Genomic DNA, 25,968 nt, shown 5'->3' on the forward strand with positions numbered 1-25,968 from the left:
GATGCAGATCGTGACGGCGCAGCAGATCAGGTCGGTGCTGGACTGGACGGGCGTGCTCGACGCATTGCGCGCGGGACATGCGGGTGCGCGGCCGATCGGGGGCAGCTATTTCGTCGGCGATGCCGGGTTTGGCCTGTTCAGCCGGGGCGTGATTCTGCCGGGCAAGGGCGCCGGGTTCAAGGTTGCGTCGCTCTGTCCGGGCAATCAGTTCGCGAGTCCAGCGCGGCCGACCGAGCAGTCCGCCTTTCTGGTGGTGGACGAGCACAGCAGAAGCCTCGTCGCGATGCTGGACGGTCCGGAGATCACGCGCTGGAAGACCGCCGCCGATTCCGCGCTGGCCGCCACGAAGCTGAGCCGGGAAGACAGCGAGGTGCTGCTCGTGCTGGGCGCGGGGCCGGTTGCGCTGGCGTTGGCGGAGGTTTATCTGCACATTCGGCCGTCGCTGCGCGAGGTGCTGCTGTGGAATCGCACGTTGTCGAAGCTGGATGAGATGCGCGCGATACTTGAGAGTAGAGACGTCCGCGTGCGCGTGGTCGAGGATCTGGATGCAGCCGTCGCCCGCGCCGATATCGTGACGGCGGCCACCGGCGCAGCCACACCCGTGATTCGGGGAGAGCGGGTTCGTCCGGGCACGCACGTGGATCTGGTGGGCGGCTATCGCCCGGACATGCAGGAGGCCGATTGCGACGCACTCAGAGGCGCACGCATCTTCGTCGACGATCGCGAGAATGCGAGCGTTTCAGGTGACATCCTGATTCCGATGCAGGCGCAGGTCATTCAGGCGCAGCAGATCGAGGCCGACCTGTTCGAGCTATGCCAGGACACGGCTTTTCATCGCGAAGCAGCCGACCGCACGGTCTATAAAAACGCTGGCGGCGCGTATCTCGATCTGCTCGTCAGTCAGTATGTCGTGGAGCGATCGAGATCGTGATAAGCATGGTCAAGGGCGGGGTTGCCCATTCTCATTTCGGCAGGATGCTCTTCGCCCAGTCGACGACCTTGTTGCGCGCCTTGTCGAGTTCGTTGCCGCCTTCGGCCTTGGCCTGCTGAGTCGGCGTCTTCGCAGCGGCGAGACAGGCCGCCTTCATCTCGGGATGCTTCAGGCTGCATGTCTGCGCCAGCTCGTTCGCATGCTGGATGTTGCCGTGCTCGCGATACCACGTAATGACGGAAGGCCACGCGGGCGGCGCCCTGTCGAAGTGATCGAATTGCTGCAGCAGGAAGGACTCGCCGGCGCGCGGATCCTTCGCCGTCACGTGTTGCGCCAGGCTCGCCTGGATCAACCACGACGGGTCGCGCGAATTCTGGTTGCGCCGCAGTGCCTGCGTCTGCGCATCGGCCGAACCGCTGTGCGAAAGCGCCATCAGGTTCGTCAACAGGTACAGAGGATAGGCGTCGTTCGACGTGACGCCCGATGCCGCACGCTGCGCCTGATCCAGCGCCTGACCATACTGGCCCGCTGCCTGGAGGTTCACGACCTCGGTCGTCGCCGCATAGTGGGCGAGGATCGTCGGCGTCGTGCCGCGCTTGCGCGCCGCCTCCCATGGCTCCTTGCGCGGTTCTGGACGCTTGCCGCTCATCGCGGCTCGGACCAGCTTCGTCAGGCTTTCCTCGCGCGCGGCGGGATCGCCATGATCGTCGTGAAGGCTGTCCATCTGTTCGTCGATCTGATTCTCGATCATCTGCTGCAGATCGAACACGTTTTGGGTGAGGCCAACTTCTGCGTCCGTGCGCATCGAGGTATAGGACGAGACGGCTTCACTCAGGGCCGACAGGCTGCCCAGCTGATTCAACCGCGCCGCATTCGAGCCGGCGACCGACACCGGCACGAGCGGCTGGGCGTGGGCTGTGGCTGCGGCTTCCTTGCTCGCTTTGGCGCGCGCCACCTGCGCTTGCTGGTCCCGCAGCTTCTGGCGCCGCTCCTTCGCTTGCTGGTCGTAGGTGATCACGCGCTCGAAGAACGCCTTGAAACCGTCGATATACGAGTAATTGCAGCGCAGGCTGATGGTCGCGCCGAAGCGGTCTGCCTGCTCCTCGACGCTGCGCTGCCACGCGGGAAACATCACGCGCGTACCCAGCGTATCGATCACGCCGACGTTGTCGATGCCGGTCCACGTGTTGGCTGCCGGCGGCTTGTTGGCGACGGACCAGGCGAGCGAGACGACCTCGACGGAACGCTGGCCTGCGCTGCGCACGTCGAAGATCGCGTGATGGTTCAGATAGATATGCCCGAACTCGTGCGAGAGGATCGCAAAGATCTCGTCCTCGGTTTCGGCGGACTGCAACCATCCGACCGAGACGAAGATGTGCCCCGCCGCGTCCGAATTGGCGTTCAGCGCCGTGTCCGCGATGATGTGCACGGACCCCGGATAGCCCGGCGTACCGGCGGTTTTCCTGATGGTGGCGAGCAGGCCGTTGAGATAGCTTTCCATGTCGGGCATGGGCACGAGACCATAGCCGTCTGCGCGCGCCCGATTGAGTTCCACCTTCGGGTCGGGCCAGTCGCGCTGCGGCGGCGGGGGCAGCACGCCGACGCTATCCATGCCGCCCGCATTCCGATTGGTCCCGGTGAGATTGCCGAGATCGATCGGCAGCTTCGCGTCCGCGCACGCGCCCAGCAGCAGGCTGGAACAAGCAAGGCAGAAACCGCGCCGGTTCAGCGCGCTCATCTTCGGGGCGCTCATCATTCGCACCGGTTGGTGGCGGCGCCGAGCTGCCCGGCTGCATGGACCGATGCGCCAGCATTGCATTGCGCATGATTGGTGCGTTTCATCTTGACCTCCATGCCGTCGACCCAGTAGCGCTTGCCACGCACGTTCACCGGATAGAAGCCGTTGCTCTCGCTGCCCTCCACCCGCAGCGGCAAGCTGTCGGGCGGTGCGGTGACGGTGCTGTCCTTCGATTCCGGCGTTTCGTAGAGCTTGACTGGCGCGCCGGCTTTCATCGGCTCGACGATGGCACCCGAATCGGCGGCGGAGGAGGGGAGCGGCATCAGTGTGGCCATCGTGAGTAAGGTGCTGCAGGCCAGCACGGCGCGTCTTGTTCCGGAAGCACGTGTGTTCATGAAACTCACTCCCTGACGTCCAGGATCCAGTTGACGAAATCACTGCCCCAATCGAACCACTCGACCGTCATCGCGCACGCAACGAGATGCGAAACGGCGAGAAACGGAACATGCATCCATGTCTGTCCCCACACCAGCAGCTTGATCGCACAGTAGACGAGCAACAGGCCACTGATGACGAAGAGAAGGCACTTGAAAGTGGCGTCCAACGCTTTTCTTCGCCACCACAGTCCGCCGAGGGGCTTCGGCCTGCCTCCGGGGCGGGGCTGTCTCCACTGCCGATAAGCGTTCCGCGCGACTTCCTTCAAGCCGCGCACCAGCGCCACAGGCGCCAGTCCGATGACACACAGCGCCGCGAAGGCAGGCCAATGCTCGTTGAATGGTGATTGCGGCGGCTCCCAATACTCCTGATAGTGATTGCCCTTTGAGGTGAGCAGGTTGTCCAGCGCCATGGCATGCAGGAACACGCCGGGAATGCGGTCATGCAGCGGCGACACTACGATGTCGTTCGAATATCTGAGCGACGTGCCGATCATGACCACCTTGTCGTCGAAGGCCGCTTTCAGTTCGCCCGATGTCATGTCGCGAAGCTGGCTTGCATGAATGGTGCGATGGAACACGCAGAGCGGCCGGCTCAGGCTGCGCATGATGGAGCGTGCCTCGGCGCGCTTCAGCAGAACGTTGTCGTTTTCATCCGACGTGCAATACATGGGGTCGTTGCTGTGTTCGCCGTCGGCGCTCCACCACGCGTCTTTACGATCCTCTTCGTCGTCTTCCTCCACCTTCCAGCGCAGGCCGTACTCCGCGGTGTCGAGGCCCCACGTCAGCATCATCGTCGGCGAAACGTACCTGTAGGGCGTGGGCCTGGCCAGGCCATAGGCGTCTTCGTAGATGGACAGCGCCGCGCTGCGCCGCTCGGGCGGAAGCGCCGCATCCGAGGCACGGGCCTGCGTGGAGGCGTGCCTGATATCCGCATGGTCCCGTGGCGGGGCGACGCCGTGCTCGTCGAGGAAGAGCCGGTACGTCCACGCGATGCGATCCACTTCACTCGGCGCATATTCGATCGCGACTTCGGTCGCGCCGGGATAAGCGTCGAGGTCTTCGTTGATGTGAAGGTCCTTGTGCTCTTGCAGGCGCGCGGCCAGGAAGACCACGGGCCGCCCGCTGCCGGATTGCCCGTGCGCCTTGCGACGCGCCTGACTGGCTGCGTCGATGGCGTCGAGCGCTGTCTCGAACGCCAGCAGACGCGCCTTGTCCTGTTCGTGTTCGAAGACGATGTCGAAGAACACGGCCTTGGGATGCCAGGATCTTCGCAGAGGGGCATTCGCGGGCGTATCGACGTATTCGAGAAGCTTCACGTAGTAGTCGAACGTGGCCGGCCACGACTGGTGTTCGACCTCCAGCGACGGCTCGTCGATCAACAGTATCGTGATGTCGTCGCGTTGCGCGACCGGATAGTGATAGCCCTCGATGGGCGCCGCCAGCTTCGCGATCTTCTGTGCCCCGAGTTCTTCCGTGAAGCGGCTTGGCAGAATGAGCGCAGCCAGACATCCGATCGCGAGCGTCGCACACAGGCGAACGAAGAACATGACGACCGGAGGCGGCCCGCGATGACCTCGATGTTCTTTTTGATCGTGCGCCGCCATCGCTCAACCTTTAGCGTTACGAAACGCGACAGGTTGAGTTTAGGAAATCGAAACTATGATGAGAAAGGATTTTTCAAGTCGCGTTCGATGTTTTCGCAAGGCGACGAGTATTGCTTACCGATGAAAATCGATAGCTTTGCGCTGATGATTACGGGTTGTCAGCTTGGAGATGCGCGGCCGAAGCCGCGCCTATCGACTTGCATGAGAATTCACCGCCGAGGTGCGTTGCCCCTGCCTAGCGCGGATTGATCTGCTTGACGATATCGGCGGCGATGGCGCGCGCCTGCTTGTCGGACGTCGGCGCAAAGATGCCCTGCCACGCGGACGACGAGGTGTTGTAGTTGCGTTCGCCGAACACGCGACCGCTTTGCAGGTCGCGGAAGGTGACGCGGGCCTGCATGAATGCGTTACCCGTCATGATGCCCAGCGTGTAGCGCGCACCGGGCGCGACGAAGTGGAAGTCTTCCACGTAGACATCGACCACCGTGCCCGCGCCCTGACGCGCCATGCGCTTGACGGTTTCGTCGAAGAAGGTCGAACTGGCGTCCTTGGACGCGCCTTCCAAGGCTTCGCGCCATTCCGTCTGGACACGCGGCCAGTCGGATGCGGACGTGGCAACCGACGATCCGTTCATGCGCAGCACGATGGTATGCGCGGACGCTGCCGGCACCACGACGCCCGGTTGCGTGGTCTTCGCGGTCGGCGCTGCGGTGTCCTGGGTTTGCAGCGTGGCGGCACATCCGCTTATAAGAATGGCAATGCCGGCGAGAGTCAGGGAAGACAGATGACGTGTGCGCATGTTCGACTGGTAAGTTGGAGGTGCGTCACAATATAAAAAATAAGCGCCTTGAAAGGCGCGCCGGTATGTCAGTAACTGACCGTCAATGGTTCCGGATGCTCGCGGGTCAACACGATCTTGCTGCCCATGGGCCATCCCGTGCGTTGCGACGGAGTGGACAGCGGCGTGCAGGCTTCGGTCTGCGTGCTCCGTTGCGATGCGATGCTGAACGACTGCGAAGCCGTGTTGCTCGCGACATAGGCGGTGACGGTCGCGCCTTCGCGCACCACCAGGGCGGGCGTCGGACCTTCGGAAGGGATCACGACGGGGTCGCCGCTGCAATCAGCGGATGTGTAGTAAAGCAGCGAGTCAACAGTGTGGTAAAGGAACAGCGATGCCGATGAAGGCGCCTTGATATCGCTGGGATCGTCGGTCGTCGTCTTGCGCTGCAAGGGGACGACGAAGCGCGTGTTGCCCCGCGTGATCAGCGGCCCATAGTTGTACTGGAAGTGCGAGAGTGTGCCGACGAGGTGGCCGGATGCATCGAGCACATTGGGCGGCATATCCGGTGTATCCGGTGTATTCGGCGCAACGGCCTCTGCCGATATCTGCGCGTGAGCGAGGCTCGCGGCGAGCACGGTGAACATCGCGATAAACGCCTTGTTCATGGTCAGTCTCCTCGAAGCATGAATCACGGTGATCCGGCTCAGTAACGAACCGTCAGCGGCTCGGGATAGTGCTGCGTGAGCGAGAAGGATGTCTGCGGCGTCCAGTACGAAGGCACCGAGCGGGTGGCCGTCACGCACGCGCCGTCATACGAGATATAAGAGTTCGCGGTGAGCGGACTGCCATAACCCGGACCCGCGATATACGCGGTCACGTCCGCGCCGGTTCGCACGAGGTCAACGGGGCGCGGCGACGATCCCATCATGATGAGCGGCGCACCGCTGCAATTCGCAGACGGAAAAGCGGCGGCGGTGTCATCGGCCCATTCGAACTGCGACTCCGAGTACTGGGTGGCGGAGATCTTCTTGTGACGCAGCGGCATGAACACGGGCGTGCGTCCGAATCTCATATAGACGCCTTGCGTGCGTTCATAGCTTTCGACCGGGCCAACCGGCTTGCCTTGCGCATCGAATACTTTCAGTACTTTTGTCTGTCCGGGCGGGTTCAAGGCAGGCGTTGCGACTTGCGCATGCGCGGCCGTCGCGCTTGCAAGCAGCAGGGCGGGCAAGGTAATGCTGCGCATCAGTGGCTCCTCGATGTCGTTATGCGGGAGTGACTCAGTAGTCGATCGTCAGCGGCTCAGGATAGCGCTGCGACACGTCGAAGCTCGACTCCGGCCTGACGCTCTGCATGGTCGATTTCTGTACGACGCAGGAGGTGCCGTTCAGGATGGAAGCAGCGGGGATGGGCGTGGTGTTCGTATCGCTGCCGACATAGACCACGACATCGGCGCCCTGACGGACGGCGACCGACGAGCGTGGCCAGTTCGAGTCGTAGTTGATCACGGGCTGTCCGCTGCAATCCGCGCTTTCGAAGTAGGCCGTGTTGAGCGTCGACCAGGCGAAAGCATTCGCCGGCGCGCCGGTGGCGGTGCCGCTGCCGGCCGCATCCAACGGGCGGCCGATGCGCACGAAGGTCGTGGCGCCGTTGATCGCGATATAGACGCCGTCCGCTCCGTTGTACGAAGCCAGCAGTCCGATAGCCTTGTGATGGGCGTCATAGACCTTGAGAGCCGGCTTCTGCGCGCCTTGCGCCAGCGTGGCAGGCGCGCTGGATTCGTCGGCATGGGCGGCCGTGATGGCAAGCATCAGAGTGGTGGCAACGCTGACCCAACGCATGAGCTGTCTCCTCGAGTCGTCGGGGCCGCGCTTGCGTGCCTTTGCATGCCTTCGACGTGTCCTGGTTATCGCTTCTGTTTATCGCCAGCGCCGAGGATAGAGAAAGCCTTTCGAAATTTCAATTGAACATTTAATACTGTGGAATATCTTCCGAAGCGGATTCCACGACGTGGGAGGGTGGGTAACATCGGCATGCTTTGCGCATACATATCGAAGTCTGACGGCGAGTCGAAGCATCTTTCTGACCCTCGACTCGTCATGTCGAAAGTGGCATTGAAGCTAGTGATTTCAGTCACGCGCCAGCATCAGGTCCAGGTTCTGAACCGCAGCGCCTGATGCGCCTTTGCCGAGATTGTCGAACACGGCGGACAACAGCACTTGCCCGTGTTCCGCATTGAACAGCACGCTCAATTGCATGTCGTTCGTACCGTTCAGTGCTTGAGGGTCCAGATGCGTTTGCGCTGCGGCTTCATCGGCCGGCAGGACGTGTACGTGCGCTGCGTCCTCGTAATGACGCGTGAGGCATTCGTGCAGCGTGGCGCCGTCCACACCGGGTGCGAGCAGTCGCAATTCGAGCGGCACGGTCAAGACAATGCCCTGGCGATAGGAACCATAGGCTGGGATAAAAAGCGGCCGCTGCGCGAGCCCCGCGTGCTGCTGGATTTCCGGCGTGTGCTTGTGCGCGAGTCCCAGGCCATAGAGCTGGAACGAGGGCGCGTTGACGGCACCCCGGCCCTCATGTTCCTCGACGCCCGCGCGACCGCGTCCGGAATAGCCGGACACCGCATGGATGCTGACCGGATAGCTGTCCGGAATGAGCCCGGCCTGCAACAAGGGCCGCAGCAAGCCGATAGCACCGGTCGGATAGCAGCCGGGATTGCTGACGCGATGCGCCTCAGCGATACGCGCGGCCTGGCCCGGCGCCATTTCCGGAAAGCCGTAGGTCCAGCCCGCCTGTGTGCGATGGGCCGAACTGGCATCGATGACCCTCACCGCAGGATTGACGATCGCTTCCACCGCATCGCGCGCGGCGGCATCGGGCAGACAGAGAATGGCGATGTCGCAGGCATTGATCGCTTCCGCGCGACGTCGCGCATCCTTGCGTTCCGTGGCGGGAAGCGTGGACAGCGTGATATCGGTCCGGTTACGCAACCGTTCGTGGATTTGCAGTCCGGTGGTGCCCTGGTCTCCATCGATGAAGACAATGGGTGCGCTCATATGCGGAAGACTCGAAGTCAAGGTGTGGGGTTGAACGAGCGCTCATGTTCACCGATTCGCTAGAATAGGAAAAGTTGAATTTCATGACCCAATCATTCATTTTTCCTGAATCCGGATGCCGCCATGCGAGAGATCAGTCTGGACCGCTTGCGCACATTGGTTGCGATCAGCGAGCGCGGTTCGTTCGCCGATGCAGCGCGCGCCCTGAACCTGGCGCCTCCCACCGTCAGCCTCCATATCGCCGAACTCGAAGACCGCGTCGGCGCGCCGCTTCTGTCACGCAAGCGTGGACAGGTCAGGCCGTCGGCGATAGGAGAAGTGCTGGTGGAGCGTGCGCGCCGGTTGCTGGCCGATGCCGAGCAGGCGCTGGACGATATCCAGCGCCAGGTGCAGGGGCTCGAAGGGCGCGTGCGGCTCGGGGCATCCACGGGCGTGATTGCGTACTTGCTGCCGCAAGCACTCGAGACATTGCGTCAGCATCATCCCGCCATCGATATCCAGCTTGCCGTGCTGACGTCGCATGAGACGTTGTCCCGGCTGGCGGACGGAACGCTGGATGTGGGGCTCGTCGCTTTGCCTCAGCCGCCGGTGGCGGGACTCGTCATCAAGCCCTGGCGCCGCGATCCGGTGATGGCCTTCGTGCCGGCGCACTGGCCGTGCCCCGCGCGTGTCACGCCGGCCTGGCTGGCCGCTCAGCCCTTGATCCTCAATGACACGACCACGCGCCTCTCGCGCCTGACGGCGGAATGGTTCGCGGCGGCGGGCCATCATCCTGCGCCGCGCATTCAACTGAATTACAACGATGCAATCAAGAGTCTGGTGGCGGCGGGCTATGGCGCGGCGCTGCTGCCCCATGAGGCTGCGACGCCGTTGCCGGAGAAGCGCATCGTCATGCGGCCGCTGCGGCCGGCAATGTGGCGCCGGCTCGGCGTGGCGCACCGTGCGGGGCACGTCGAGCGCGCCACTCAGCACGTGCTGGATGTCGTGTGGGATCTACGGTCGGTATGAGGGCGCACGACGGCGGTAATTTCTGGCTAATTCTCGCTGCGTAAGCTTGGCTTACTGCACTCATCGGCGACAAGAAGGAAAAAATCATGCGACGTGAAGGCGTGACCTACGAACTGCATCACATCGGCATTCCCACCGGCGAACACCGGCCCGGCGAGCGCTACGCGGCCAGCATCGACATGTACACGTCGGACGATCTCACCGGCCCGCTGCCGATTCAATGGCACCGCTTCGGCCCAGACTGCACGCTGGCCGAGCCCATGCGCAGTCAGCCGCACATTGCGTACAAGGTGGACAACCTCGAGGCGGCGATCGAAGGGCATGTGGTCATTCTTGGGCCCTACGAACCGATCGACGATTTCCGCGTCGCCGTCATCGACAACGGCGGAATGCCGATTGAATTGATTCAGACGAGCCTGACCAATGCAGATATCTGGAGCCGCGCCGGCAATGGCGCGAAGTCCCGGCTTTATCGTTGATCCCGAGACTTGCGCGCAAGCGGCGAGCGAAGATCAGTTATGCCAGTTCGTCACGGTTCCGTTCTTGAACCAGAACCAGAGCGTATTGCCATAGCCTTCTTTCGTGTGGACGTCGGCAACTGTGGTGGCCTGATTCACGGTCGACATGCCCGGGATCATTCCCGACGCCATCGAAAGCAGGTTATTCCCTGAGCGGTTCTTGGAGTAAATCCATGTATCCGAGTTGTTCGCGCTGGTCTGCTTGCTTTCGGGTTCTCCATACAGCGAATAGATATCCTGCTGGGTCGATTTACCGATCACGACATGCTGCTTGATCCAGACCGGATCGAATTTCTCGTTGCCCACTCCCATTGCGCCACCCGTGGAGCACGCAGCCAGAGAGAAAAGCAGGGCGATCAGAAAGATTTTTTTCATGTTAGCGGCGCTGAAAATAGACTCGGGACAATCGCAACGATCACAACGATCGCAACCATCGCGTTACGTTCTCGGATGGCATTCGCCGTCCGTGTACGTTGCCTTGTCCAGAGGCGTCAGCCCCGGAATCACGAAAGCCGTGCAGGTGAACTTGCGGCCGCGCGCCGTGGTGGCGTCGTAGCTGATCTTGCTGCCGCCAATAGCATTTTTCTTCACGTATTGCACATTGGTGACCGTGATCTCGTCAGAGGACGCAAGACCCAACGTCTTTGCTGTAGTGGTCTGCATCTCCGTCATGTTCAGCTGTGTGCCCCCGCAGGCTGAAAGAACAAGACACATTGCAGAAGCAGTCGCGCCATAAAACATAACTCTCTTGAACATGTTTAACTTCCTTTTCTTGGTAAGTGCTTACAGAGTGTTACGTAATATAAACAGGTCTTTCATGCGCTGCAAGCTTTTAGCGTGGTAAATCGCACCCTGCTCAAGGAGGGTTGAAAAAATGCTGTCATATCTTGAAGCGAATGGACGCGCGATCAAACGATCCACGCGGGTGCGCGGGGCAGCGTGGCGCTCTGCGCGATATCGTGATTGATCCAGATGCGGGCGCCTTCCTTCGCAGCGATTTCCTCGATTCTTCTCATCGACTCGAGCGAGGCGTGTAGCGCGGCATTGAATTGCGGAACCCTGCGATGCTTCAGGTTGCAACAGCTATGCGCGACGTCGCCGCTCAGGATGACCGGGCCGGTTTGCGGAAGACGTATCAGCAAGGAGCCATGGCCCGGCGTGTGTCCGGGCGTATGAAGCAGGCGGATGGCGCCGTCGTCGAACACATCGCAATCGCCTTCCACGATCTCGATGTCGTTCTGGCGCATCGTATCGTATAGCTCCGGAAGATAGCCCCGTGCTTCGGGATGCGGTCCGAACATGGCATCGTGTTCCGCGCGCTGGACGATCCATCGGGCATTCCTGAACAGCTTCGCATTGCCCACGTGATCATAGTGCGCATGCGAGAACAGAATGATGTCGACGTCGTCGGGAGAGACGCCTATCGCGTCGAACTGCGAGGCGATTGTCCGGGTCACGATGCCGCGGATGCCATGCGCCATGATCACGCCGCCGGGCTCGGCGTAGATGCGGTCCGGCGTGCCCGTATCCCACATCAGCCACTTGTTCCTGTGGCGGATGAGGTAGGCATTGCAACTCAGCGTCATGGGCACGTCGACATTCACGCCCGGCGAATAGATCGAGCCGTCTTCGACGCGCGCTATCCCGCCATCCAGAATGCAGATCTTCTCGACGGTGGCGTGCTCATGCATGGCGATGCTTCCGGTATGGAGTTGGACCGCTCGCTCACGAGACCCTTGCCCGGCTGCGTCGAAACTGCCCGACCGAGAGCCATACCGCCGAGATGAGGAAGTACGCCGCTCCCACGCCCGCATAGCCGGCGATTCTCGCAATGGCCGCAAGAAGGGGTGTGGGCGCGAGCGTGAGGAACAAGCACCCGGCGACTGCGGATTGCGCGCCGCTCAGGATCATCGCCCATTGCGCACCCGATTGCTTCCAGCGACGCAGCGCTGTACCCAGTTGCAGCAGACCGGACAGGATGGCCCAGACGCCGAAGACGCCGAGCACCCAGGCCGGATCGGTCTTCAATGCAATGATCACGGCGGCGGTAGTGGCCGCGCTGATCGCTACGTTGATGGCCTGCGTGCGGTTATCCGTCTTGCCGCCGCTGCGCGAAAGGTCGAGATAGTTGGCGAGTGCATCCCACGCGGGATAGAGGACCAGCAGAATGGCCGCGCCGACGGTGGAATGCATGCCGACCGCGAAGGCCAGTGCCACCCATATGATCGAAACCGCCGCGCGAGTGAAGTAATAGTGTTTGAGCCATTGCTCAGCCGCGGCTTGCAGTCCCTGTGTGACTCGATGCTCTGCCATGTGAAACTCCCTTGAAGATGATGATCGAGAGATTCTCAGTTATGGCGTCGCGCGGACATCGGTCAAATGACCGAGGCGGCCTGAAACCGTTGTCGCGTATAGTGGGGCCTTTCCGATGCCCCTCTCTTCGCTGACATCCATGACCCCTCCGGAAGCCAGCCGTCTCCCCTTGCTCGTGTTCGATTGCGTGAAGGCGCTCGCCTTCATCGGCGACCTGAGCATGGGACAGCCCACCGACCATTCGCCCCGCACGGCATGGCTCGCCGCGCGTCTCGCCGATGCGGCCGGACTGTCTGCGGCGGATCGCGACGCGGTTCGTGAAGCAGCCTTGCTGCGCTGGTCGGGCTGTACGGCGAACGCGGCAGGCTTCGCGCAGGTTTTCGGTGACGACGTGGCGTTTCGCCAGGCCATGCTCGAAGAGCATCCGGACTGGGCGGAGCCGCTCGAAGCGCTCGGTGGCGCGGCGCTGACGCCGCTCGCCGTGATTCACTGCGAGGTCGCGGGCGAAGTGGCGCGCATGCTCGGATTGAGTGCATCCACGGAGACCGCGTTGCGCCATGTCTTCGAGACGTGGGATGGCCGCGGCCTGCCTGCGCATCTCGCGGGCGATGCCGTGCCCGCAGCGGTCTTCATCGTCGCGCTGGCCGGCGATCTCGAGATCTATAGCCGCGTGTTCGGCGTGGAAGGCGCGCTGGCCCGACTGGCGCAGCGTTCGGACATGCGCTATCCCGCCGATCTCGTGAAGCACGCGATCACGCATGCTCGGCCATGGCTGAAGCAACTGAACGAACTGTCATCCGCCGAGGTCGATGCCGCGCTGCTGACCCGGCACATGCAGCACAGCACGTCGCCGGCCTTGGTCGCGGATGTCATCGATCTGAAACTGCCGTGGATGACCGGCTTCTCGCGCACGGTTGCGGCGACTGCGGCAGCGGCGTGTGTGCGCCTTACGCCGGACACGGAGGTGCATGCGCGCGTGTATCACGCCGGATTGATCCATGGCATTGGCCGGGCATCGGTGCCCAATGCCGTATGGAATCAGCGCGAGCGCCTCACTGAAAGCGCCTGGGAGAAGGTGCGTCTGGTGCCGTACTGGACGTCGCGTGCGGGACGCCTGGCGGGCGCGATCGGCGAAGCGGCCGAGCTGGCATCGTATGCCTATGAGAGGCTCGATGGCTCCGGCTATTTTCGCGGCGTGCGCGACCGGGCGATCAGCATGGAAGCACGCGTTCTGGCGGCGTCGGTGGCCTGGGTTGCACTGCGCTTGCCGCGTCCCTGGCGTCCCGCGTTATCGTCCGACGAGGCCGCGCGGCAGTTGCTCGAAGACGTGGCCGGCGGCCGTCTGGATGGCGAAGCAGTCGATGCGCTCCTCGCCGATGCCGACAGCCCCATCAGACGGCCCGTCAACGAAGCGCATACGCGCGTGCTGCTCTCGGTACGGGAGATCGAAGTCCTGCGATCCATCTCGCGCGGCGCGAGCAACAAGGAAGCCGCGCGCGAGCTCGCGTTGAGTCCGAGCACGGTGCGAACGCATATCGAGAATATCTTTCGCAAGCTCGAATGTTCGACCCGTGCGGCCGCGACGCTGAAGGCATCGGCGATGGGCTGGCTTTGACGCCGGTTCAAGCTCGGAGCGTCTGCTTGAACAAGTCGAGCAGCGCGTGCCAGCCTCGCTCAGCCGCGTTCGGGTCATACACGGGAAAGTCTGGGACCATCCAGCCGTGCAAGGCGCCAGGGTAGGTTTCGGCGCGGTAGTGGACGCCCGCATGGATCAACGACTCTTCGAGACGGGCAGCCATCGCCGGTGGGTAGCTGTCGTCGTTGTCGGCACTCGCGATATACACCTGCGCGTCCAGACTGCCTGCGAGCAAATGCGGGCTCGTTGGCGCGTCGGTTGCCAGATTGCCGCCGTGAAAGCTGGCGACCGCCGCGAAGCGCTCGGGGAACGTGGCCGCCGCAGCGATAGCCATGCCGCCGCCCATGCAGAAACCCACTGCGCCCAGCTTGCCGTGCGCAATGTCCTTGCGCGTGTCGAGCCAGGCCAGGAAGCCGCCGGTATCGCTGGAGGCCTTGTCGATTCCTGTCGTCGCCATGAGCGGGCCGAGGATGGCCTTCACGTCGCCCTTGAAAACTTCCTTGGGCACAAGCGGCTCATAAGGACCAAACCGATAGTAAAGGTCCGGCAGCAAGACGACATGGCCCGCGTCCGCGAGCTTCGTGGCCATGTCCAGCATGGCCGGCCGGATGCCGCCGGCATCGCCGTAGAAGATCGCGGCAGGCCAGGGTCCGACGCCGTCCGGCGACATGACATACGCGGGGCACATTCCGTCAGCGGTCGGGATGATGACTTGTTCCGTGGGCAAGCTGTTTCTCCTGCGATGAACGAGCCGTCACGACTCGTCGGGTATCGGGTATTTCCACGACGACTTGACTTCACGCAGCGCGACGCTCGACTGAATTGAGGCAATGCCCGCCTGCTTGCGCAACACACGCTCGATGAAGTCGCCGTATGCGTCGAGATCGGGTGTCACCACCTGAAGAATGTAGTCCGCGTCGCCGGTGATCTTGTGGCAGGACAGCACTTCCGGCCGGCCGCGCATGACGGCCTCGAAGTTATCGGCGGTCTTGTCGGAATGGATATTGATGCGGATATGCACGAAGGCCAGCAGGTCCAGGCCAATGGCGCGTCGATTGAGGTTGGCCTGATAGCCTGTGATCACCCCCTGGTCTTCGAGGTGCTTGCGTCGCCGCCAGCATGGCGTGACGCTCAAGGAAAGCTGTTCGCCAAGCGCGGCATTGGAAAGCGTGCCGTCATTCTGAAGGAGGCGCAGCATGGACCGGTCGACCGGATCCATGACAGGTCTTGAACGGTTTGTGCTCATTGGGCCCGATCCGTAGACAAACGTTCTAATAGTGTAGGCTTTCGCGCATCCAAAAGCAAAATGAGTGCGTCCACGCGTGACTAGACTTAAGGCAGTCTCAGCACGGCAGTTCACCATGCTTACCATCTACAGCAGCCATCACAGTCTTCATCAAGGTGTCGAACTGAAGGACGGCGCGATCTCCGAGTCCTTCGAAAAACCGGTTCGTGCAGAAGCGATACTTCGTCAGGTCAAGGCGGCGGAACTGGGCGAGGTCATCAGCCCGACCCACTATGAGCGTCATCACTATGTCGGCGCGCATAGCGAAAGGTATGTTGAATTTCTGGCTCATGCGTGGGACGAGTGGACCGCCACGGGCCGCACCTGTCAGGCCTTGCCGCTGGTATGGCCCGTTCGGGGGCTGCCTGCCACGGCCATGCCGCAATTCATCGACGGCAAGCTCGGCCTGTTTTCGATGGACGCCGGATCGCCCATCAACGCAGGGACATGGGACGCCGTGTCCGCCAGCGCAAACTCGGCGCTGACGGGCGCGGAAGTCTTGTCCAAAGGCACGAATGCCGCATTCGCATTGTGCAGGCCACCGGGTCATCACGCGGGGCGCGAGTACATGGGCGGTTACTGCTATCTGAACAATGCGGCGCTTGCGGCACAGCGCTGCGTTCAACAGGGCGCGCGGCGCGTGGCCATCCTGGACATCGACTTCCATCACGGCAACGGCACGCAGGACATCTTCTACGAACGCAAGGACGTGCTGTTCGTCTCCATCCACGGAGACCCCGGCGTGTCGTTCCCGTATTTCTCGGGCTATGCCGATGAACGTGGCGCGGGTGAGGGCCTGGGAAGCAACCTCAATCTCCCGCTGCCGCGCGCGACGACATTCGATCTCTACGAACCCGCGCTGCTGCAAGCCGGCGTCGCGATTGCACAGCATGGCGCCGATGCCTTGATCGTCTCGCTGGGCGTCGATACGTTCGAAAGCGACGCCATAGGCCATTTCCGTCTGAGCACGCCTGACTTCACGCGCATCGGCCGAAGGATCGCGACGTTCGGGCTGCCGACGCTCTTCGTCATGGAAGGCGGCTACATGGTCGACGAGATCGGGGTCAATGCCGTGAACGTACTGCTGGGCTTCGAAGGACGCGCGTGAAGCTGTTTGCTTCCCGCAAGCGCATGGCAAAAGGTGAGCATATGAACCGGCTTGTGTATCTCTCTTCCGACTGTCTGTCAGACCTCGACAGCTTTCGTGTCGAAACCAGCATGCAGGGCGTGCGCGCCGACATCGTGCTCGACCGGCCGCCGTTCAACGTCATGTCGCTCTCGCAGCACGAGCAGATCCGTGCCGTCATCGAAGCGCTGGATCGGGACCCGGTCGTTCAGATCATCGTGCTGCGAAGCTCGCGGGAACACTTCTCCAATGGCATGGACGCGTTCGGCCTGAGCCATGCCGCCATGCAGAACGCATCGAAACTGGTTTTTGCATTGAGCGCGCCTTCGCGCTGCAGCAAGCCGGTGATTGCAGCAAACCGGGGTCATTGCTTCGGCAGCGCTTTCGAGTTGTCGCTGGCGTGCGACTTCCGGGTAGTCACGGAGTCCACGGTCTATGCCTTGCCGGCGCTGCACGACGGCCATCTGCCAGGATATGAGAGCATGCGGCGGCTGCATCGGCTGATAGGGACGGGCAGGACCAAGGACCTGGTCATGCGCTCGCGCTTCCTGGATGGCGTGAAGGCCTACAACTGGGGCATCGCGAACGAGTTCACGGTGGACACCGAACTCGAAAACGTCACCGATGCGCTGGTCGAAGAGTTGCTCGCCACGTCGCCGGCGAAGCCGCGCGCGATCAAGCAGTTTTTGAACGGTATCGAAGGCGTATCGTCTGGTCTGGAGTACGGGCCGGACGGCGAGCTGCAGACGATCCTTGCCTGACGAAGACCGGCTGCAGCGTTCGCGAGCCTGTGCGCTCAGGCACCCCGCACCCCGTTCCCTGCCGGCGACGCCTGCGCCTGCAAATAAGCGAGCCCACCGCCCGCCGACACGATGTCCATCACGAACGGCGGCAAGGTCGGCACGCGATGCACGACGCCACTCGCCGTCTGCCGGATGACTCCATTTCGATAGTCGATCTCCAACGTCTCGCCATCGGCGATGGCATCGTATTCAGCCGCGGAAATCTCGAGGAAGGGCACGCCCATGTAGACCGAGATGCGATATGGCGCACGCGTCAGCCGCATCGCCAGCAATCCCAGGCCAATCTCTTTCATGGCAAGAAACGGATGGCTGTGCTGACTGCCGTGAGCAAAGCGCTTCCCGGCCATCAGCATGTCGCCGGGCCGGGCTTCTTCGGCGATCTCGGGGCGCACCTCATGCAGCAGGTGTTTGCGCAGCACGCGCGGGTCGTAGTTGAAGACATGATTCGCGGAGATGAGCGCGTCGCTCGACACATCGTCGGGCAGTTTCCAGACTCGGCCTGTCGTCGTCAGCGGGGCGGTCATGCAACGGTCTCCTGCAGGAAGGCGCGCGGATCGGCTACCCGGCCCGCAAGCGCCGAAGCGGCGACCGTCAGCGCGCTCGCCAGATAGATATGCGCGTCGGGGCTGCCCATGCGGCCAGGGTCGTTGCGCGTGCTGGTGCTGATGCGCACCTCGCCCGCCGCGAGTTGCGCAAGGCCGCCGAAGCAGGGTCCGCACGTCGATGGCGCGATCTGCGCGCCGGCCGACATCAGCACGCCCAGCACGCCTTCGGCCATTGCCTGTTCATGCACGCGCCGCGTGGCGGGAATGACCAGCAGCTTCACGTTGTCGTGGACTTTTCGTCCCTTCAATACGTCAGCCGCCGCGCGCAGTTCAGCGAGACTCCCGGATGCACATGAACCGATATACGCGTGCTGAATCTCGATACCGCCCAGTTCCGCCGCGGTGCGCACGTGCGTGGGGGAGGGCGGAATGCTGACGAGCGGTTCGAGCGTGCCGGCATCGATGTCGATCGTGCGCAGGCAGGGCGCGTCATCATCGCCGCGAAGGAGCGCGGGTGCTTGCATGCCCGCTTCGCGCAAATAATCGAGCGTGCGTGCATCCGCGGGTACCACGCCCGCATCGGCGCCCATATCGACACTCAGGCCGGAAATCGTACAGCGCTCCGGCACGGAAAGCCGTTCGATGGCCGTCCCGCTGTATTCGATGACGCTCTCGTTCGCCTCGTCCGCGTCGATGAGCCGCATCGCATGCAGCACGACATCACGCGCCGTGACGCCCGCAGGCAGCACCCCGTGCACGCGCACGCGGATCGTCCGGGGCACCTTGAGCCAGATGCGACCGGTCGCCATGATCATGGTCACTTCGATGCCGAAAGGAATCGCCAGCGCGCCGACGCCGCCGAGTCCCGGCGTATGCGTATCGGCGCCCGCGACGAACATGCCGGGCGCCACCAGCCCGCGTTCGATGGTCAGCGGATGCGTGATGCCTTCGCTGTCGAAGAGATGGCCGACCTGCATCTTCACGGCGAGTTGCCGCGTGAGACGGTTGCGGTCGGCGGCGGCCACGCTGTGCGCCGGCGTCTCGTGGTCGATGGCAACGACGAGGCGCTCAGGATGCGCAAGCGTGTCGATGCCGATATCCGCGAGCCGCTTCACATACGCGGGATACGACACCTCGGGCATCGTCGTCAGATCGGGCGTTGCCCAGATCACTTCGCCCGGTTCGACGTGCGCGCGCCGGCTTGCACGCGCCAGAATTTTTTGTACCAGCGTCGCGGCCATGGATCACGCTCCCTTCACGACCTGGCGCTCGAACGCCGCATAGTGCGACGCGCCGAGCATCTCGGTGATCTGCGCGAGCGGCGCCATGTCCGGCACCATCGCAGCGGTGCTGCCTTCCTCTTTCAGGCGTTCCAGCAGCGTACGCTGCCAGCCGACGATGCCTTGAATGAGCGTGATCGGATAGAGCGACATGCCCAGTCCGGTCTGCGCCAGTTCGCGCTGCGGTTGCAACGGCCGGATGGTTTCAGCGACCGTGTGGATGACCGGGATGTTCACCGCCTCGGCCACTGCGCGGCACTCGTCCAGCGACGACAGCGACGGAACCATCACCGCATCGACGCCGAGCTCGGCCATGGCTTTCAGACGGCGGATCGCCTCGCTGACGCCGTGCAGCGCCACCGCATCCGTGCGTCCGATGACGAGGAAGTCCGGCGAACGGCGCGCGAGCAACGCGGCACGCAGCCGGCCGGCCATCTCGGCATCGTCGACGAGCGCCTTGCCTGACATCGCGCCGCAACGCTTCGGCGACATCTGGTCTTCGAGGTGCATCGCCGCCACGCCCGCGCGTTCGAGTGCGCGCACGGTTTCCGCGATGTTGGACACATCGCCGTAGCCGGTGTCCGCATCGGCGATCACCGGCAGATTCACCGCCGCGACGATCTGCGCAGCCTGCGCAATCATCTCCGACCCGCTGATGAGGCCGATGTCCGGCTTGCCGCGGCTCGCCGCCACGCAATAGCCCGACATGTACACGGCCTCGAAGCCCGCGGCTTCGATGAGCATCGCGCCGAGGGCGTCGTGCGTGCCCGGCACCGCCACCGCCTCGCGTCTCGCGAGCATGGCGCGCACGCGCGCCCCCTTGCTTGCATCCTGCGACAAAGAAGAACTCATATGACTGGCCTCACGACTTCGGCAGCGTCGCCACTGCCTGTTTGACCGCTTGCGAGTCGAACTGGTTGGCGGCGGGAATGAACTGGTTGGTGTACACGTCCTTCGGATCGAGCGGCCCCGCGAGCTGCTTGTTCGCCTTCAGGAAATCGACCATGGCGGCGGCCGATGCGGAAGGCGTCTCGCCCATCTTTTCGCCCGCGTCCGTCTTCAGGTAGTTCATGCGCATGTTGACGAGCGCCAGTGCCTGTTTCATCGCGGCCGCGTCCGAAAGACCCGTAGGCTTGCTGGCGGGAAACTCTTCCCAGTGCGCACGGATGGCGCCTTGCGGATCGGCCATCGTGATCTGCGTGCCCTGCACGACGCAGCGCAGCAGCTTTTCGATCACTTCTGGATGCGACCTGGTGTAGTCATCGCGCACGAAATAGGCGCTGCCGAATGTGAGCTTCTCGGCGGAAGGCGACTTGAACACACGCAGCTTGAGGCCCATGTCTTCCGCCAGCGCAATCTGCGAATCCCAGGTTCCCCAGATATCGACCTTGCCGCTGCGCAGCGCCGTAATGGCTTGCGCGCCGGTGCCGGTCTCGACGAAGGTTACGTCCTTGTCCGGGTCGAGACCCGCTTCGGCGATCTGTCCTTTGATGATGTTGACGAGCACCGCGCCATAGGAAATCACGCCGATGGTCTTGCCCTTGAAGTCCTTGATGCTCTTGATCGGACTCGAATCCAGCACGACCGGAAACTGGAAGTTGTGGCGGATGTTCAGATAGACCGCCTTGATCGGCGCGCCCTTGGAGCGCGCGACGATCGCCGCGCCGGGCGCCATGTTGACGAACTGCGCCTGACCCGAGAGCACTGCCTGCATGCCGGCGGTCGAGTTGATCGGCTGGATGGTCACGTCGAGGCCCTGCTTCTGCCAGCACTTGGTGTAGAGCGGGATGGACGTGTTGTTGGCCTGCGATGCATCGATGACCGTGGTGCCCACCGCCATCGTGATCTTCTGCATGTCCTGCGCGAGAGCGATGCCCGGCGCCGCGACGAGCGGGAGTGAAGCGGCGAGGGCGCACAGCGTCAGGCGGGCGCGGGTCGAACGGGTCATGATGCGTGTCTCCTTGCTTTTTATGAATGGGGCCGTGGTGTCTGTTAGCGGCCTCTGAATTGCGGCGTTCTGCGCTCACGAAATGCGCTGCGGCCTTCGACGAAATCCTCGGTGGAAAAGAGCAGGGTCTGGCCTTCGAGCTCGAGCGCGAGTGCGGCGTCCAGGGACTCGATGGGCTTGGCGAGCGCGGCCTTCGTCATCGCCACGGCGACGGGGGCGGCGTCGCAGAACGACTCGGCGAGCGCGAGGGCATCGGCGAGCAGCGCAGCGGGTTCGGCAAGCTGATCCACGAGGCCGAGCGTGGCCGCTTCCCGGGCATCGAGCACGCGGCTCGCGAACAGCACGCGCCGGGTCTGCGCCATGCCGATGCGGCGCGGCAGCGTCCACAGCAGACCGAAGTCCGCCATCAGGCCGAGCTTGCCGAACACGGCGCCGAACTTCGCCGTCTGGCTTGCGACGACGAAATCGCACGCCGCCGCGATCGACAGTCCCGCGCCGTGCGCCGCGCCGTTGACGGCGGCGATGACCGGCTTGTCGCCGGCCGCGATCAGGCGGATCAGCTGCTGGCCGCGCCTCATGCGCGCACGCACGTTGAGCGGATCGTGATCGCGCAGGCCGTCGAGATCGCCGCCCGCACAGAAGCTCGTACCGTTGCCCGTGACGACGATCGCGCGGCACGCTTCGTCCTGCTGCGCGGACTCGAGCGCCGCGATCAGGCCTTCACGCAGTTCGGCCGCGAGGGCATTGCGCTTGTCCGGCAGGTTCAACCGGATCAGCAGGACAGCGCCATGCCGTTCGCAGCGCACGGAAGCGCCTGTGTCGCTTGTGGTTTCGTCGCTCATGCCAATGTCTCCTCGTGCACGGGGCGAAGGTCCAGCGGCGCGCCGAGAAACGCGCCGCCGTCGATGCGCAGCAGTTGTCCGGTGATGAGCGCTGCCGCATCGCTCAGCAGGAACGCCACGAGTTCGGCAATCTCGCCGACGCTCGCATTGCGGCCGAGCGGCGTCGCGGCGCCGAGCGCTCGGCTTGCAGCGGCGCCATAGGACGCGACGAACGCTTCTGTTTCCACCGCCGCTGGAGCCACGCTGTTCACGCGAATGCCGCGTCCGCCCCATTCCAGCGCGAGCGCGCGCGTCAGTCCGGCCACGCCGCTGCGCGCCGCGACCGCATGCGCCAGCCCGAGACCACCGCGCTCGGCGGGACAGATCGACAGGTTGACGATTGCGCCGCCGCGCGGCATCGCGTCGTGCGCGGCGCGCGATGCGGCAAATACCGCATTGAGGTTGAGATCGACGACAGCCGCGAAGCCCTTGGGCGAGATCTGTTCGGCGCGCGCGGCAAACTGGCCGCCTGCGTTGTTCACGAGGCCGTCCAGGCCGTGTTCGCCCGCGAAGGCGTGCAGCACGGAGCGCAGGGCCTCGGCGTCGCGCACGTCGCAGATGTCGTAAAGGAACGTACCGTCCGCGTTCGCGATCATGCGGCCGGTCTCGGCAAGGCCTTCGGCATGCCGGCCACAACCGCCGACCGTGGCGCCCAGCGCCGCGGCCCGGCACGCAATGGCGCGTCCTATGCCCGAGCCCGCTCCGGTCACATAAATGCGTTTGCCGCGCAGTGCGGACGGGGCGAGGACCGGCGCGGACGCATTCACGTGTCGAGCCCTTCGCGGACCACGCGCTTCGATTTGTGCGTGCTGCGCGGCAAGCTTCCGGCCGGCACGATATCGACGCTCGCGCGGACTTGCAGCTTCTCGCGGATCTCATGCGCGAGCCGTTCCGCCACGTCCGCGCCGAGTGGCGCGCCTTCCAGTTCGACGCGCAAGCGGAAGCCGGTCAGGAAGCCGGTGCGGGCATCGCATACGGACGGATCGAGCACGATCTGATACTCGCTGCTGAGTCCCTCGAAGCCGCGCACGATCTGCTCGACCGACGAGGGAAACACGTTGACGCCGCGGATGACCAGCATGTCGTCGGCACGGCCGCGCACGCCGCCGGGCAGACGCGCGTGCGTCCGTCCGCATGCGCAGCGGCTGCTGTCGCGCACGACGACATCGCCGGTCCACCAGCGCACGAGCGGACCCGCCTGCTTGTCCAGATGCGTCAGCACCAGCACGCCCGGCGTGCCGTCGGCAACCGGTTGACCCTCGTCATCGACGATTTCCGCGTACGCGAAGTCTTCCGCGAGATGCGGGCCGCTCTGTACATGGCAGTCCTGGCCGATGGTCTGGAATTCGAGGCTGCCGTACGCATCGAAACATTTCGCGTTCCATTCGGCTTCGAGACGCTCGCGCGTGGCCGGCACGCTCGCGCCGGTCTCGCCGCCGAGCATGATGTGCCGGACCGGAGACTCGCGTGCGTCGAGGCCCATCGAACGCGCGGTCTGGGCCAGATGCGCGACGAAGGAAGGCGTCGCGGTAATCACGCTGACGCCATATTCGAAGATCGAGCGGATCTGTCTTTCGGAGTCGGCGCTGCCGCCGGGAATGCAGGTCGCGCCGAGCTTCTGGTAGCCCGCTGTCGCTCCAAGGCCGCCGACGAACCATGCATAGCCGAACAGGCACTGGTAGACGTCGCCGGGCCGCACGCCCTGCGCATGGGCATAGCGTGCGTACAGGCCTGCCCAGCGATCCAGGTCGGCTTCGGTCCAGTATTGCGGTGCGGGCGCGCCGCTGGTGCCCGAGGAAAAGTGGATGCGCCGCACGTCGGCGGGCGCGGCGGCCTGGAACTCGCCATAAGGCGGCACGCGGCCGATCGAATCCACATAGTCACGCTTGCGGGTGAACGGCAGCGCGCGCAAATCGTCGAGGCTCGTCAGCTGCGCCGCGCGAAAGCCGTGTTCCGCGAACAGGCGACGGTAGTACACACTGTGCTCGCCGACGTAGTCGAGCTGCTCGCGCAGGCGCCCGAGCTGATAGGCGCCGATTGCTTCACGCGTCCAGGTCTCGCAGGCGTCGCGCGGCGTATCCGTCGGCGTGAGCGTGTCAGCCTGCATACGTCGCTCCCAGTCCGCGCACGCAGAATGCGGCCACGCTGTCGGCGGTGGCATTGCGCTCCGCGACGGTTTCGGTGCGGCGCGGGCGATACCAGATCGTCGTCCAGTTGAGCGCGCCGAGCAGCGCCTTCACGACGACGTGCGTGTCCTGCTGCGGCAACGACCCCGCCGCCATCGCCTCTTCGATCGCGCCGACGAACAAGGCCTGATACCGGTCGCGCATGGCCAGGAACTCCTTGAGCACCTTGCGCTGCGCCGGCGTGGTCTGGCCGTGCAGATGCATGTCGAGACCCTGCACGACCACGCACTGGAACTCGATGTTGCTCATGATGATCAGCACGTGCGCGCGGGACATCGCGGCAATGCGGGCGATGGGATCGGCGACGCCTTCCGCCGCCGTGGCGACCGCGTTCGTGACCATCTGCATGGCCGCGCCGTGCACCTGGAAGAACAGGTCGGCCTTGCTCTTGAAGTGGTGATAAATGCGGCCCTTGGTGCAGCCGAGCACCTCGGCGACATCGTCGATGCTGGTGGCGGCGTAGCCCTTGAGCATGAACGCGCTCGCCGCCGCGTGCAGGATCTGGGCGACGCTGCTGCTGTCGTCGTCGGCGGACTTCGATGCTTTCGGCTGAGCCGCGCGGCTGCGCGCCGGGCGGGATTCGACTTCGACCGTCATGCGGATTCTCCTGTTGCCTGAGCACGGATCGCGCGCGCGATGAGCAGGCGCTGGATCTCGGAAGTGCCCTCGTAGATTTCAGTGACACGCTGGTCGCGGTACAGACGTTCCACCGGATTCGGCTTCACGTAACCCGCGCCGCCGAAGATCTGCAGCGCGGCATCGATCACGTCGTGACTCGTTTCGCTCGCGATCAGCTTGGCCTGGGCGGCCAGCACGGAAACGTCGAGGCCGTTGTCATGGGCGCGCGCCGCTTCGTAGGTGAGGGCGCGGGCTGCGGACAGGCGGGCCGCGAGATCGGCGAGATTGAAACCGAGCGCCTGATGATCGATCAGCAACTGACCGAACGTGCGCCGCTTCGCAGCATACTCCACGGCCAGCCGGAAAGCGGCCAGCGCCATGCCGCAAGCCTGCGCGGCCACGCCGATGCGGCCCACATCGAGCGAGCCGAACGCCATGCGCAGGCCATCGCCTGGCGGCGCGAGCATGCGCGCCTGTGCGACCCAGGTATCGAGTTCGATCGTCGCGGTGCGGGTGCCGCGCATGCCCATCTTGTCTTCGAGCTGGCTGTCGTCGACGCCGGGCGCCTTTGCATCGACGAGAAACGCGGCGATGCCGTGCTTGCCCGCGCCCGCCTGGGTCTGCGCGAACACGACGTACCAGTGCGCGGCGCCGCCGCCGCCGATCCAGCACTTCTCGCCGCGAATGCGCCAGCCGCCGTCTTCAGGCGTCGCGAGGGTCTGCATCGACGCGGGATCGGAGCCCGCGTGGCGTTCGCTCAACGCAAACGAAATGGCTTCGCCGCGCTCGATGAGGCCGCGCAGCAGTTCGCTCTTGAGCGCCTCGTCGCGCAGCAACAGGAGCGGCGCCGCGCCGAGCTGAATGGTGGCGACGATGCCGCTCGTCGAAGCACAGGTCTGCGCGATCTCTTCCACCACCGCGCAATACGCGACCAGGCTCGCGCCGCCGCCGCCGTGGCGCGCGGGCAGCACCATGCTGGCGATGCCGCTGTCGCGCAGGCGCTGCACGGTCTCGAGCGGATAGCGCTGACTCGCATCGATCTCGGCCGCAAGCGGTGCGAAGTACGTGGCAGACAACTCAGCGGCAAGATCGCGCCAATGCGCTTCCGCAGCGTTCAACTGCGGCTGCCACACGACTTCACGCGTCGGACGGATGCCGCGCGTGGCGCCGTTTGCGGGCTCTTCATGCGCCCTCTCTTCACTCTCTGCTGCAACGGCTGCGCGTTCGGAAATATTCATTCGCCAGGACCCTGCCAGGTTCGAAACGGTTGA

At 64.0% G+C, this 25,968-nt stretch carries 30 protein-coding genes; 7 read left to right on the plus strand and 23 right to left on the minus strand.

Going from position 1 to position 25,968, the window contains the following annotated elements; genetic code table 11:
• Nucleotide 1 precedes the first annotated feature (1 nt).
• Nucleotides 2-931 carry an ornithine cyclodeaminase gene (locus QCE64_RS16860; RefSeq protein WP_310004941.1) on the plus strand — a complete coding sequence of 310 codons (930 nt, stop codon included), beginning with the start codon at nt 2-4 and terminating at the stop codon, nt 929-931.
• A 31-nt stretch (nt 932-962) separates the two neighbouring features.
• Here QCE64_RS16860 and QCE64_RS16865 read toward each other — a convergent pair whose 3' ends face one another.
• From QCE64_RS16865 to QCE64_RS16875, 3 genes are read right to left on the minus strand one after another with little or no spacing between them, the layout of a single operon-like run.
• Nucleotides 963-2,684, minus strand: a complete 1,722-nt coding sequence (locus tag QCE64_RS16865; protein ID WP_310004944.1) for a M48 family metalloprotease — start codon at nt 2,682-2,684, stop codon at nt 963-965.
• Nucleotides 2,684-3,064, minus strand: a complete 381-nt coding sequence (locus QCE64_RS16870) for a hypothetical protein (RefSeq protein ID WP_309932221.1) — start codon at nt 3,062-3,064, stop codon at nt 2,684-2,686. Before QCE64_RS16870 ends, QCE64_RS16865 begins: the two co-directional genes overlap by 1 nt.
• Before the next feature lie 5 nt (nt 3,065-3,069).
• Nucleotides 3,070-4,653 (minus strand): CHASE2 domain-containing protein, encoded by a 1,584-nt coding sequence (locus QCE64_RS16875; protein WP_310004946.1) that lies wholly within the window; start codon nt 4,651-4,653, stop codon nt 3,070-3,072.
• 21 nt (nt 4,654-4,674) lie between these two features.
• Here QCE64_RS16875 and QCE64_RS16880 point away from each other — a divergent pair, with 21 nt between their 5' ends.
• Nucleotides 4,675-4,959, plus strand: a complete 285-nt coding sequence (locus QCE64_RS16880) for a hypothetical protein (RefSeq protein WP_309921471.1) — start codon at nt 4,675-4,677, stop codon at nt 4,957-4,959.
• On the opposite strand, the gene QCE64_RS16885 is transcribed toward QCE64_RS16880, so the two are convergent.
• From QCE64_RS16885 to argC, 5 genes are all read right to left on the minus strand, one after another.
• Nucleotides 4,946-5,509 (minus strand): hypothetical protein, encoded by a 564-nt coding sequence (locus tag QCE64_RS16885; RefSeq protein WP_310004948.1) that lies wholly within the window; start codon nt 5,507-5,509, stop codon nt 4,946-4,948. The two genes, QCE64_RS16880 and QCE64_RS16885, sit on opposite strands and share 14 nt — an antisense overlap.
• Before the next feature lie 68 nt (nt 5,510-5,577).
• The gene (locus QCE64_RS16890; protein WP_310004951.1) at nt 5,578-6,156 is read right to left on the minus strand and encodes a hypothetical protein; all 579 of its coding nucleotides are present in this window, start codon (nt 6,154-6,156) and stop codon (nt 5,578-5,580) included.
• Nucleotides 6,157-6,194: 38 nt separating this feature from the next.
• A complete protein-coding gene (locus tag QCE64_RS16895; protein WP_309921480.1) occupies nt 6,195-6,737 on the minus strand; it encodes a hypothetical protein in 543 nt (180 codons plus the stop codon).
• 34 nt (nt 6,738-6,771) lie between these two features.
• Nucleotides 6,772-7,332: a hypothetical protein gene (locus tag QCE64_RS16900; RefSeq protein WP_310004953.1), complete on the minus strand. Its 561-nt coding sequence runs from the start codon at nt 7,330-7,332 to the stop codon at nt 6,772-6,774.
• 288 nt (nt 7,333-7,620) lie between these two features.
• On the minus strand, nt 7,621-8,550 hold the full coding sequence (gene argC, locus QCE64_RS16905) for an N-acetyl-gamma-glutamyl-phosphate reductase (RefSeq protein WP_309921485.1): 930 nt from the start codon (nt 8,548-8,550) through the stop codon (nt 7,621-7,623).
• A gap of 123 nt (nt 8,551-8,673) precedes the next feature.
• Here argC and QCE64_RS16910 point away from each other — a divergent pair, with 123 nt between their 5' ends.
• Together QCE64_RS16910 and QCE64_RS16915 are read left to right on the plus strand one after the other, a co-directional pair.
• On the plus strand, nt 8,674-9,558 hold the full coding sequence (locus QCE64_RS16910; protein WP_309921488.1) for a LysR family transcriptional regulator: 885 nt from the start codon (nt 8,674-8,676) through the stop codon (nt 9,556-9,558).
• An 86-nt stretch (nt 9,559-9,644) separates the two neighbouring features.
• A complete protein-coding gene (locus tag QCE64_RS16915; RefSeq protein ID WP_310004955.1) occupies nt 9,645-10,037 on the plus strand; it encodes a hypothetical protein in 393 nt (130 codons plus the stop codon).
• A gap of 33 nt (nt 10,038-10,070) precedes the next feature.
• On the opposite strand, the gene QCE64_RS16920 is transcribed toward QCE64_RS16915, so the two are convergent.
• The 4 genes from QCE64_RS16920 to QCE64_RS16935 all read right to left on the minus strand — a co-directional run bounded on the left by QCE64_RS16920 (nt 10,071) and on the right by QCE64_RS16935 (nt 12,389).
• A complete protein-coding gene (locus QCE64_RS16920; protein WP_309813942.1) occupies nt 10,071-10,451 on the minus strand; it encodes a hypothetical protein in 381 nt (126 codons plus the stop codon).
• A 63-nt stretch (nt 10,452-10,514) separates the two neighbouring features.
• Nucleotides 10,515-10,832 carry a hypothetical protein gene (locus tag QCE64_RS16925; protein ID WP_309921494.1) on the minus strand — a complete coding sequence of 106 codons (318 nt, stop codon included), beginning with the start codon at nt 10,830-10,832 and terminating at the stop codon, nt 10,515-10,517.
• A 152-nt stretch (nt 10,833-10,984) separates the two neighbouring features.
• A complete protein-coding gene (locus QCE64_RS16930; RefSeq protein ID WP_310004957.1) occupies nt 10,985-11,767 on the minus strand; it encodes an N-acyl homoserine lactonase family protein in 783 nt (260 codons plus the stop codon).
• Between the two features lie 34 nt (nt 11,768-11,801).
• Nucleotides 11,802-12,389 carry a DUF308 domain-containing protein gene (locus QCE64_RS16935; RefSeq protein WP_309921501.1) on the minus strand — a complete coding sequence of 196 codons (588 nt, stop codon included), beginning with the start codon at nt 12,387-12,389 and terminating at the stop codon, nt 11,802-11,804.
• 139 nt (nt 12,390-12,528) lie between these two features.
• Between QCE64_RS16935 and QCE64_RS16940 the strand changes: the two genes are divergently transcribed.
• On the plus strand, nt 12,529-14,004 hold the full coding sequence (locus QCE64_RS16940) for an HD domain-containing phosphohydrolase (RefSeq protein ID WP_310004959.1): 1,476 nt from the start codon (nt 12,529-12,531) through the stop codon (nt 14,002-14,004).
• A gap of 7 nt (nt 14,005-14,011) precedes the next feature.
• On the opposite strand, the gene QCE64_RS16945 is transcribed toward QCE64_RS16940, so the two are convergent.
• Nucleotides 14,012-14,752 carry a dienelactone hydrolase family protein gene (locus QCE64_RS16945; RefSeq protein WP_310004962.1) on the minus strand — a complete coding sequence of 247 codons (741 nt, stop codon included), beginning with the start codon at nt 14,750-14,752 and terminating at the stop codon, nt 14,012-14,014.
• A 27-nt stretch (nt 14,753-14,779) separates the two neighbouring features.
• Nucleotides 14,780-15,271, minus strand: a complete 492-nt coding sequence (locus tag QCE64_RS16950) for an Lrp/AsnC family transcriptional regulator (RefSeq protein ID WP_309932236.1) — start codon at nt 15,269-15,271, stop codon at nt 14,780-14,782.
• A 115-nt stretch (nt 15,272-15,386) separates the two neighbouring features.
• Here QCE64_RS16950 and QCE64_RS16955 point away from each other — a divergent pair, with 115 nt between their 5' ends.
• Nucleotides 15,387-16,418, plus strand: a complete 1,032-nt coding sequence (locus QCE64_RS16955; protein WP_310004964.1) for a histone deacetylase family protein — start codon at nt 15,387-15,389, stop codon at nt 16,416-16,418.
• A 41-nt stretch (nt 16,419-16,459) separates the two neighbouring features.
• On the plus strand, nt 16,460-17,197 hold the full coding sequence (locus QCE64_RS16960; protein ID WP_310004966.1) for an enoyl-CoA hydratase/isomerase family protein: 738 nt from the start codon (nt 16,460-16,462) through the stop codon (nt 17,195-17,197).
• A gap of 35 nt (nt 17,198-17,232) precedes the next feature.
• Here the strand turns inward: QCE64_RS16960 and QCE64_RS16965 are convergent, their stop codons facing one another.
• The 9 genes from QCE64_RS16965 to QCE64_RS17005 are packed head-to-tail and all read right to left on the minus strand — an operon-like array spanning nt 17,233 to nt 25,935.
• Nucleotides 17,233-17,763 carry a 3-isopropylmalate dehydratase gene (locus QCE64_RS16965; protein WP_310004968.1) on the minus strand — a complete coding sequence of 177 codons (531 nt, stop codon included), beginning with the start codon at nt 17,761-17,763 and terminating at the stop codon, nt 17,233-17,235.
• Nucleotides 17,760-19,025, minus strand: coding sequence for an aconitase/3-isopropylmalate dehydratase large subunit family protein (locus QCE64_RS16970; protein WP_310004970.1), 1,266 nt, complete (start codon nt 19,023-19,025; stop codon nt 17,760-17,762). The genes QCE64_RS16965 and QCE64_RS16970 overlap by 4 nt, the downstream gene beginning before the upstream one ends.
• A 3-nt stretch (nt 19,026-19,028) precedes the next feature.
• The gene (locus QCE64_RS16975; protein ID WP_310004973.1) at nt 19,029-19,916 is read right to left on the minus strand and encodes an isocitrate lyase/phosphoenolpyruvate mutase family protein; all 888 of its coding nucleotides are present in this window, start codon (nt 19,914-19,916) and stop codon (nt 19,029-19,031) included.
• Nucleotides 19,917-19,926: 10 nt separating this feature from the next.
• Nucleotides 19,927-21,012: an ABC transporter substrate-binding protein gene (locus tag QCE64_RS16980; protein WP_309921530.1), complete on the minus strand. Its 1,086-nt coding sequence runs from the start codon at nt 21,010-21,012 to the stop codon at nt 19,927-19,929.
• A 44-nt stretch (nt 21,013-21,056) separates the two neighbouring features.
• Nucleotides 21,057-21,854: an enoyl-CoA hydratase-related protein gene (locus QCE64_RS16985; protein ID WP_310004976.1), complete on the minus strand. Its 798-nt coding sequence runs from the start codon at nt 21,852-21,854 to the stop codon at nt 21,057-21,059.
• Nucleotides 21,851-22,660: an SDR family oxidoreductase gene (locus QCE64_RS16990; RefSeq protein ID WP_310004978.1), complete on the minus strand. Its 810-nt coding sequence runs from the start codon at nt 22,658-22,660 to the stop codon at nt 21,851-21,853. The genes QCE64_RS16985 and QCE64_RS16990 overlap by 4 nt, the downstream gene beginning before the upstream one ends.
• Nucleotides 22,657-24,000 carry an AMP-binding protein gene (locus tag QCE64_RS16995; RefSeq protein WP_309921538.1) on the minus strand — a complete coding sequence of 448 codons (1,344 nt, stop codon included), beginning with the start codon at nt 23,998-24,000 and terminating at the stop codon, nt 22,657-22,659. The genes QCE64_RS16990 and QCE64_RS16995 overlap by 4 nt, the downstream gene beginning before the upstream one ends.
• Nucleotides 23,990-24,676: a TetR/AcrR family transcriptional regulator gene (locus QCE64_RS17000; RefSeq protein ID WP_309813904.1), complete on the minus strand. Its 687-nt coding sequence runs from the start codon at nt 24,674-24,676 to the stop codon at nt 23,990-23,992. The genes QCE64_RS16995 and QCE64_RS17000 overlap by 11 nt, the downstream gene beginning before the upstream one ends.
• The gene (locus QCE64_RS17005; protein WP_309921541.1) at nt 24,673-25,935 is read right to left on the minus strand and encodes an acyl-CoA dehydrogenase family protein; all 1,263 of its coding nucleotides are present in this window, start codon (nt 25,933-25,935) and stop codon (nt 24,673-24,675) included. The genes QCE64_RS17000 and QCE64_RS17005 overlap by 4 nt, the downstream gene beginning before the upstream one ends.
• Nucleotides 25,936-25,968: the final 33 nt, after the last annotated feature.

The sequence above is a fragment of the Caballeronia sp. LZ043 genome (assembly GCF_031451075.1).
Taxonomy (GTDB): domain Bacteria; phylum Pseudomonadota; class Gammaproteobacteria; order Burkholderiales; family Burkholderiaceae; genus Caballeronia.

Bases quoted from the DNA above. Each gene is read 5' to 3' on its own strand.
- QCE64_RS16960 (WP_310004966.1), top strand. From the start codon at position 16,460: ATGAACCGGCTTGTGTATCTCTCTTCCGACTGTCTGTCAGACCTCGAC.
- QCE64_RS16980 (WP_309921530.1), bottom strand. From the start codon at position 21,012: ATGACCCGTTCGACCCGCGCCCGCCTGACGCTGTGCGCCCTCGCCGCT.
- argC (WP_309921485.1), bottom strand. From the start codon at position 8,550: ATGAGCGCACCCATTGTCTTCATCGATGGAGACCAGGGCACCACCGGA.
- QCE64_RS16915 (WP_310004955.1), top strand. From the start codon at position 9,645: ATGCGACGTGAAGGCGTGACCTACGAACTGCATCACATCGGCATTCCC.
- QCE64_RS16885 (WP_310004948.1), bottom strand. From the start codon at position 5,509: ATGCGCACACGTCATCTGTCTTCCCTGACTCTCGCCGGCATTGCCATT.
- QCE64_RS16895 (WP_309921480.1), bottom strand. From the start codon at position 6,737: ATGCGCAGCATTACCTTGCCCGCCCTGCTGCTTGCAAGCGCGACGGCC.
- QCE64_RS16890 (WP_310004951.1), bottom strand. From the start codon at position 6,156: ATGAACAAGGCGTTTATCGCGATGTTCACCGTGCTCGCCGCGAGCCTC.
- QCE64_RS16950 (WP_309932236.1), bottom strand. From the start codon at position 15,271: ATGAGCACAAACCGTTCAAGACCTGTCATGGATCCGGTCGACCGGTCC.
- QCE64_RS16935 (WP_309921501.1), bottom strand. From the start codon at position 12,389: ATGGCAGAGCATCGAGTCACACAGGGACTGCAAGCCGCGGCTGAGCAA.
- QCE64_RS16870 (WP_309932221.1), bottom strand. From the start codon at position 3,064: ATGAACACACGTGCTTCCGGAACAAGACGCGCCGTGCTGGCCTGCAGC.
- QCE64_RS16880 (WP_309921471.1), top strand. From the start codon at position 4,675: ATGACCTCGATGTTCTTTTTGATCGTGCGCCGCCATCGCTCAACCTTT.
- QCE64_RS16985 (WP_310004976.1), bottom strand. From the start codon at position 21,854: ATGAGCGACGAAACCACAAGCGACACAGGCGCTTCCGTGCGCTGCGAA.
- QCE64_RS16900 (WP_310004953.1), bottom strand. From the start codon at position 7,332: ATGCGTTGGGTCAGCGTTGCCACCACTCTGATGCTTGCCATCACGGCC.
- QCE64_RS16965 (WP_310004968.1), bottom strand. From the start codon at position 17,763: ATGACCGCCCCGCTGACGACGACAGGCCGAGTCTGGAAACTGCCCGAC.
- QCE64_RS17005 (WP_309921541.1), bottom strand. From the start codon at position 25,935: ATGAATATTTCCGAACGCGCAGCCGTTGCAGCAGAGAGTGAAGAGAGG.
- QCE64_RS16920 (WP_309813942.1), bottom strand. From the start codon at position 10,451: ATGAAAAAAATCTTTCTGATCGCCCTGCTTTTCTCTCTGGCTGCGTGC.
- QCE64_RS16970 (WP_310004970.1), bottom strand. From the start codon at position 19,025: ATGGCCGCGACGCTGGTACAAAAAATTCTGGCGCGTGCAAGCCGGCGC.
- QCE64_RS16975 (WP_310004973.1), bottom strand. From the start codon at position 19,916: ATGAGTTCTTCTTTGTCGCAGGATGCAAGCAAGGGGGCGCGCGTGCGC.
- QCE64_RS16925 (WP_309921494.1), bottom strand. From the start codon at position 10,832: ATGTTCAAGAGAGTTATGTTTTATGGCGCGACTGCTTCTGCAATGTGT.
- QCE64_RS16865 (WP_310004944.1), bottom strand. From the start codon at position 2,684: ATGAGCGCCCCGAAGATGAGCGCGCTGAACCGGCGCGGTTTCTGCCTT.
- QCE64_RS16875 (WP_310004946.1), bottom strand. From the start codon at position 4,653: ATGTTCTTCGTTCGCCTGTGTGCGACGCTCGCGATCGGATGTCTGGCT.
- QCE64_RS16910 (WP_309921488.1), top strand. From the start codon at position 8,674: ATGCGAGAGATCAGTCTGGACCGCTTGCGCACATTGGTTGCGATCAGC.
- QCE64_RS16860 (WP_310004941.1), top strand. From the start codon at position 2: ATGCAGATCGTGACGGCGCAGCAGATCAGGTCGGTGCTGGACTGGACG.
- QCE64_RS16955 (WP_310004964.1), top strand. From the start codon at position 15,387: ATGCTTACCATCTACAGCAGCCATCACAGTCTTCATCAAGGTGTCGAA.
- QCE64_RS17000 (WP_309813904.1), bottom strand. From the start codon at position 24,676: ATGACGGTCGAAGTCGAATCCCGCCCGGCGCGCAGCCGCGCGGCTCAG.
- QCE64_RS16930 (WP_310004957.1), bottom strand. From the start codon at position 11,767: ATGCATGAGCACGCCACCGTCGAGAAGATCTGCATTCTGGATGGCGGG.
- QCE64_RS16995 (WP_309921538.1), bottom strand. From the start codon at position 24,000: ATGCAGGCTGACACGCTCACGCCGACGGATACGCCGCGCGACGCCTGC.
- QCE64_RS16940 (WP_310004959.1), top strand. From the start codon at position 12,529: ATGACCCCTCCGGAAGCCAGCCGTCTCCCCTTGCTCGTGTTCGATTGC.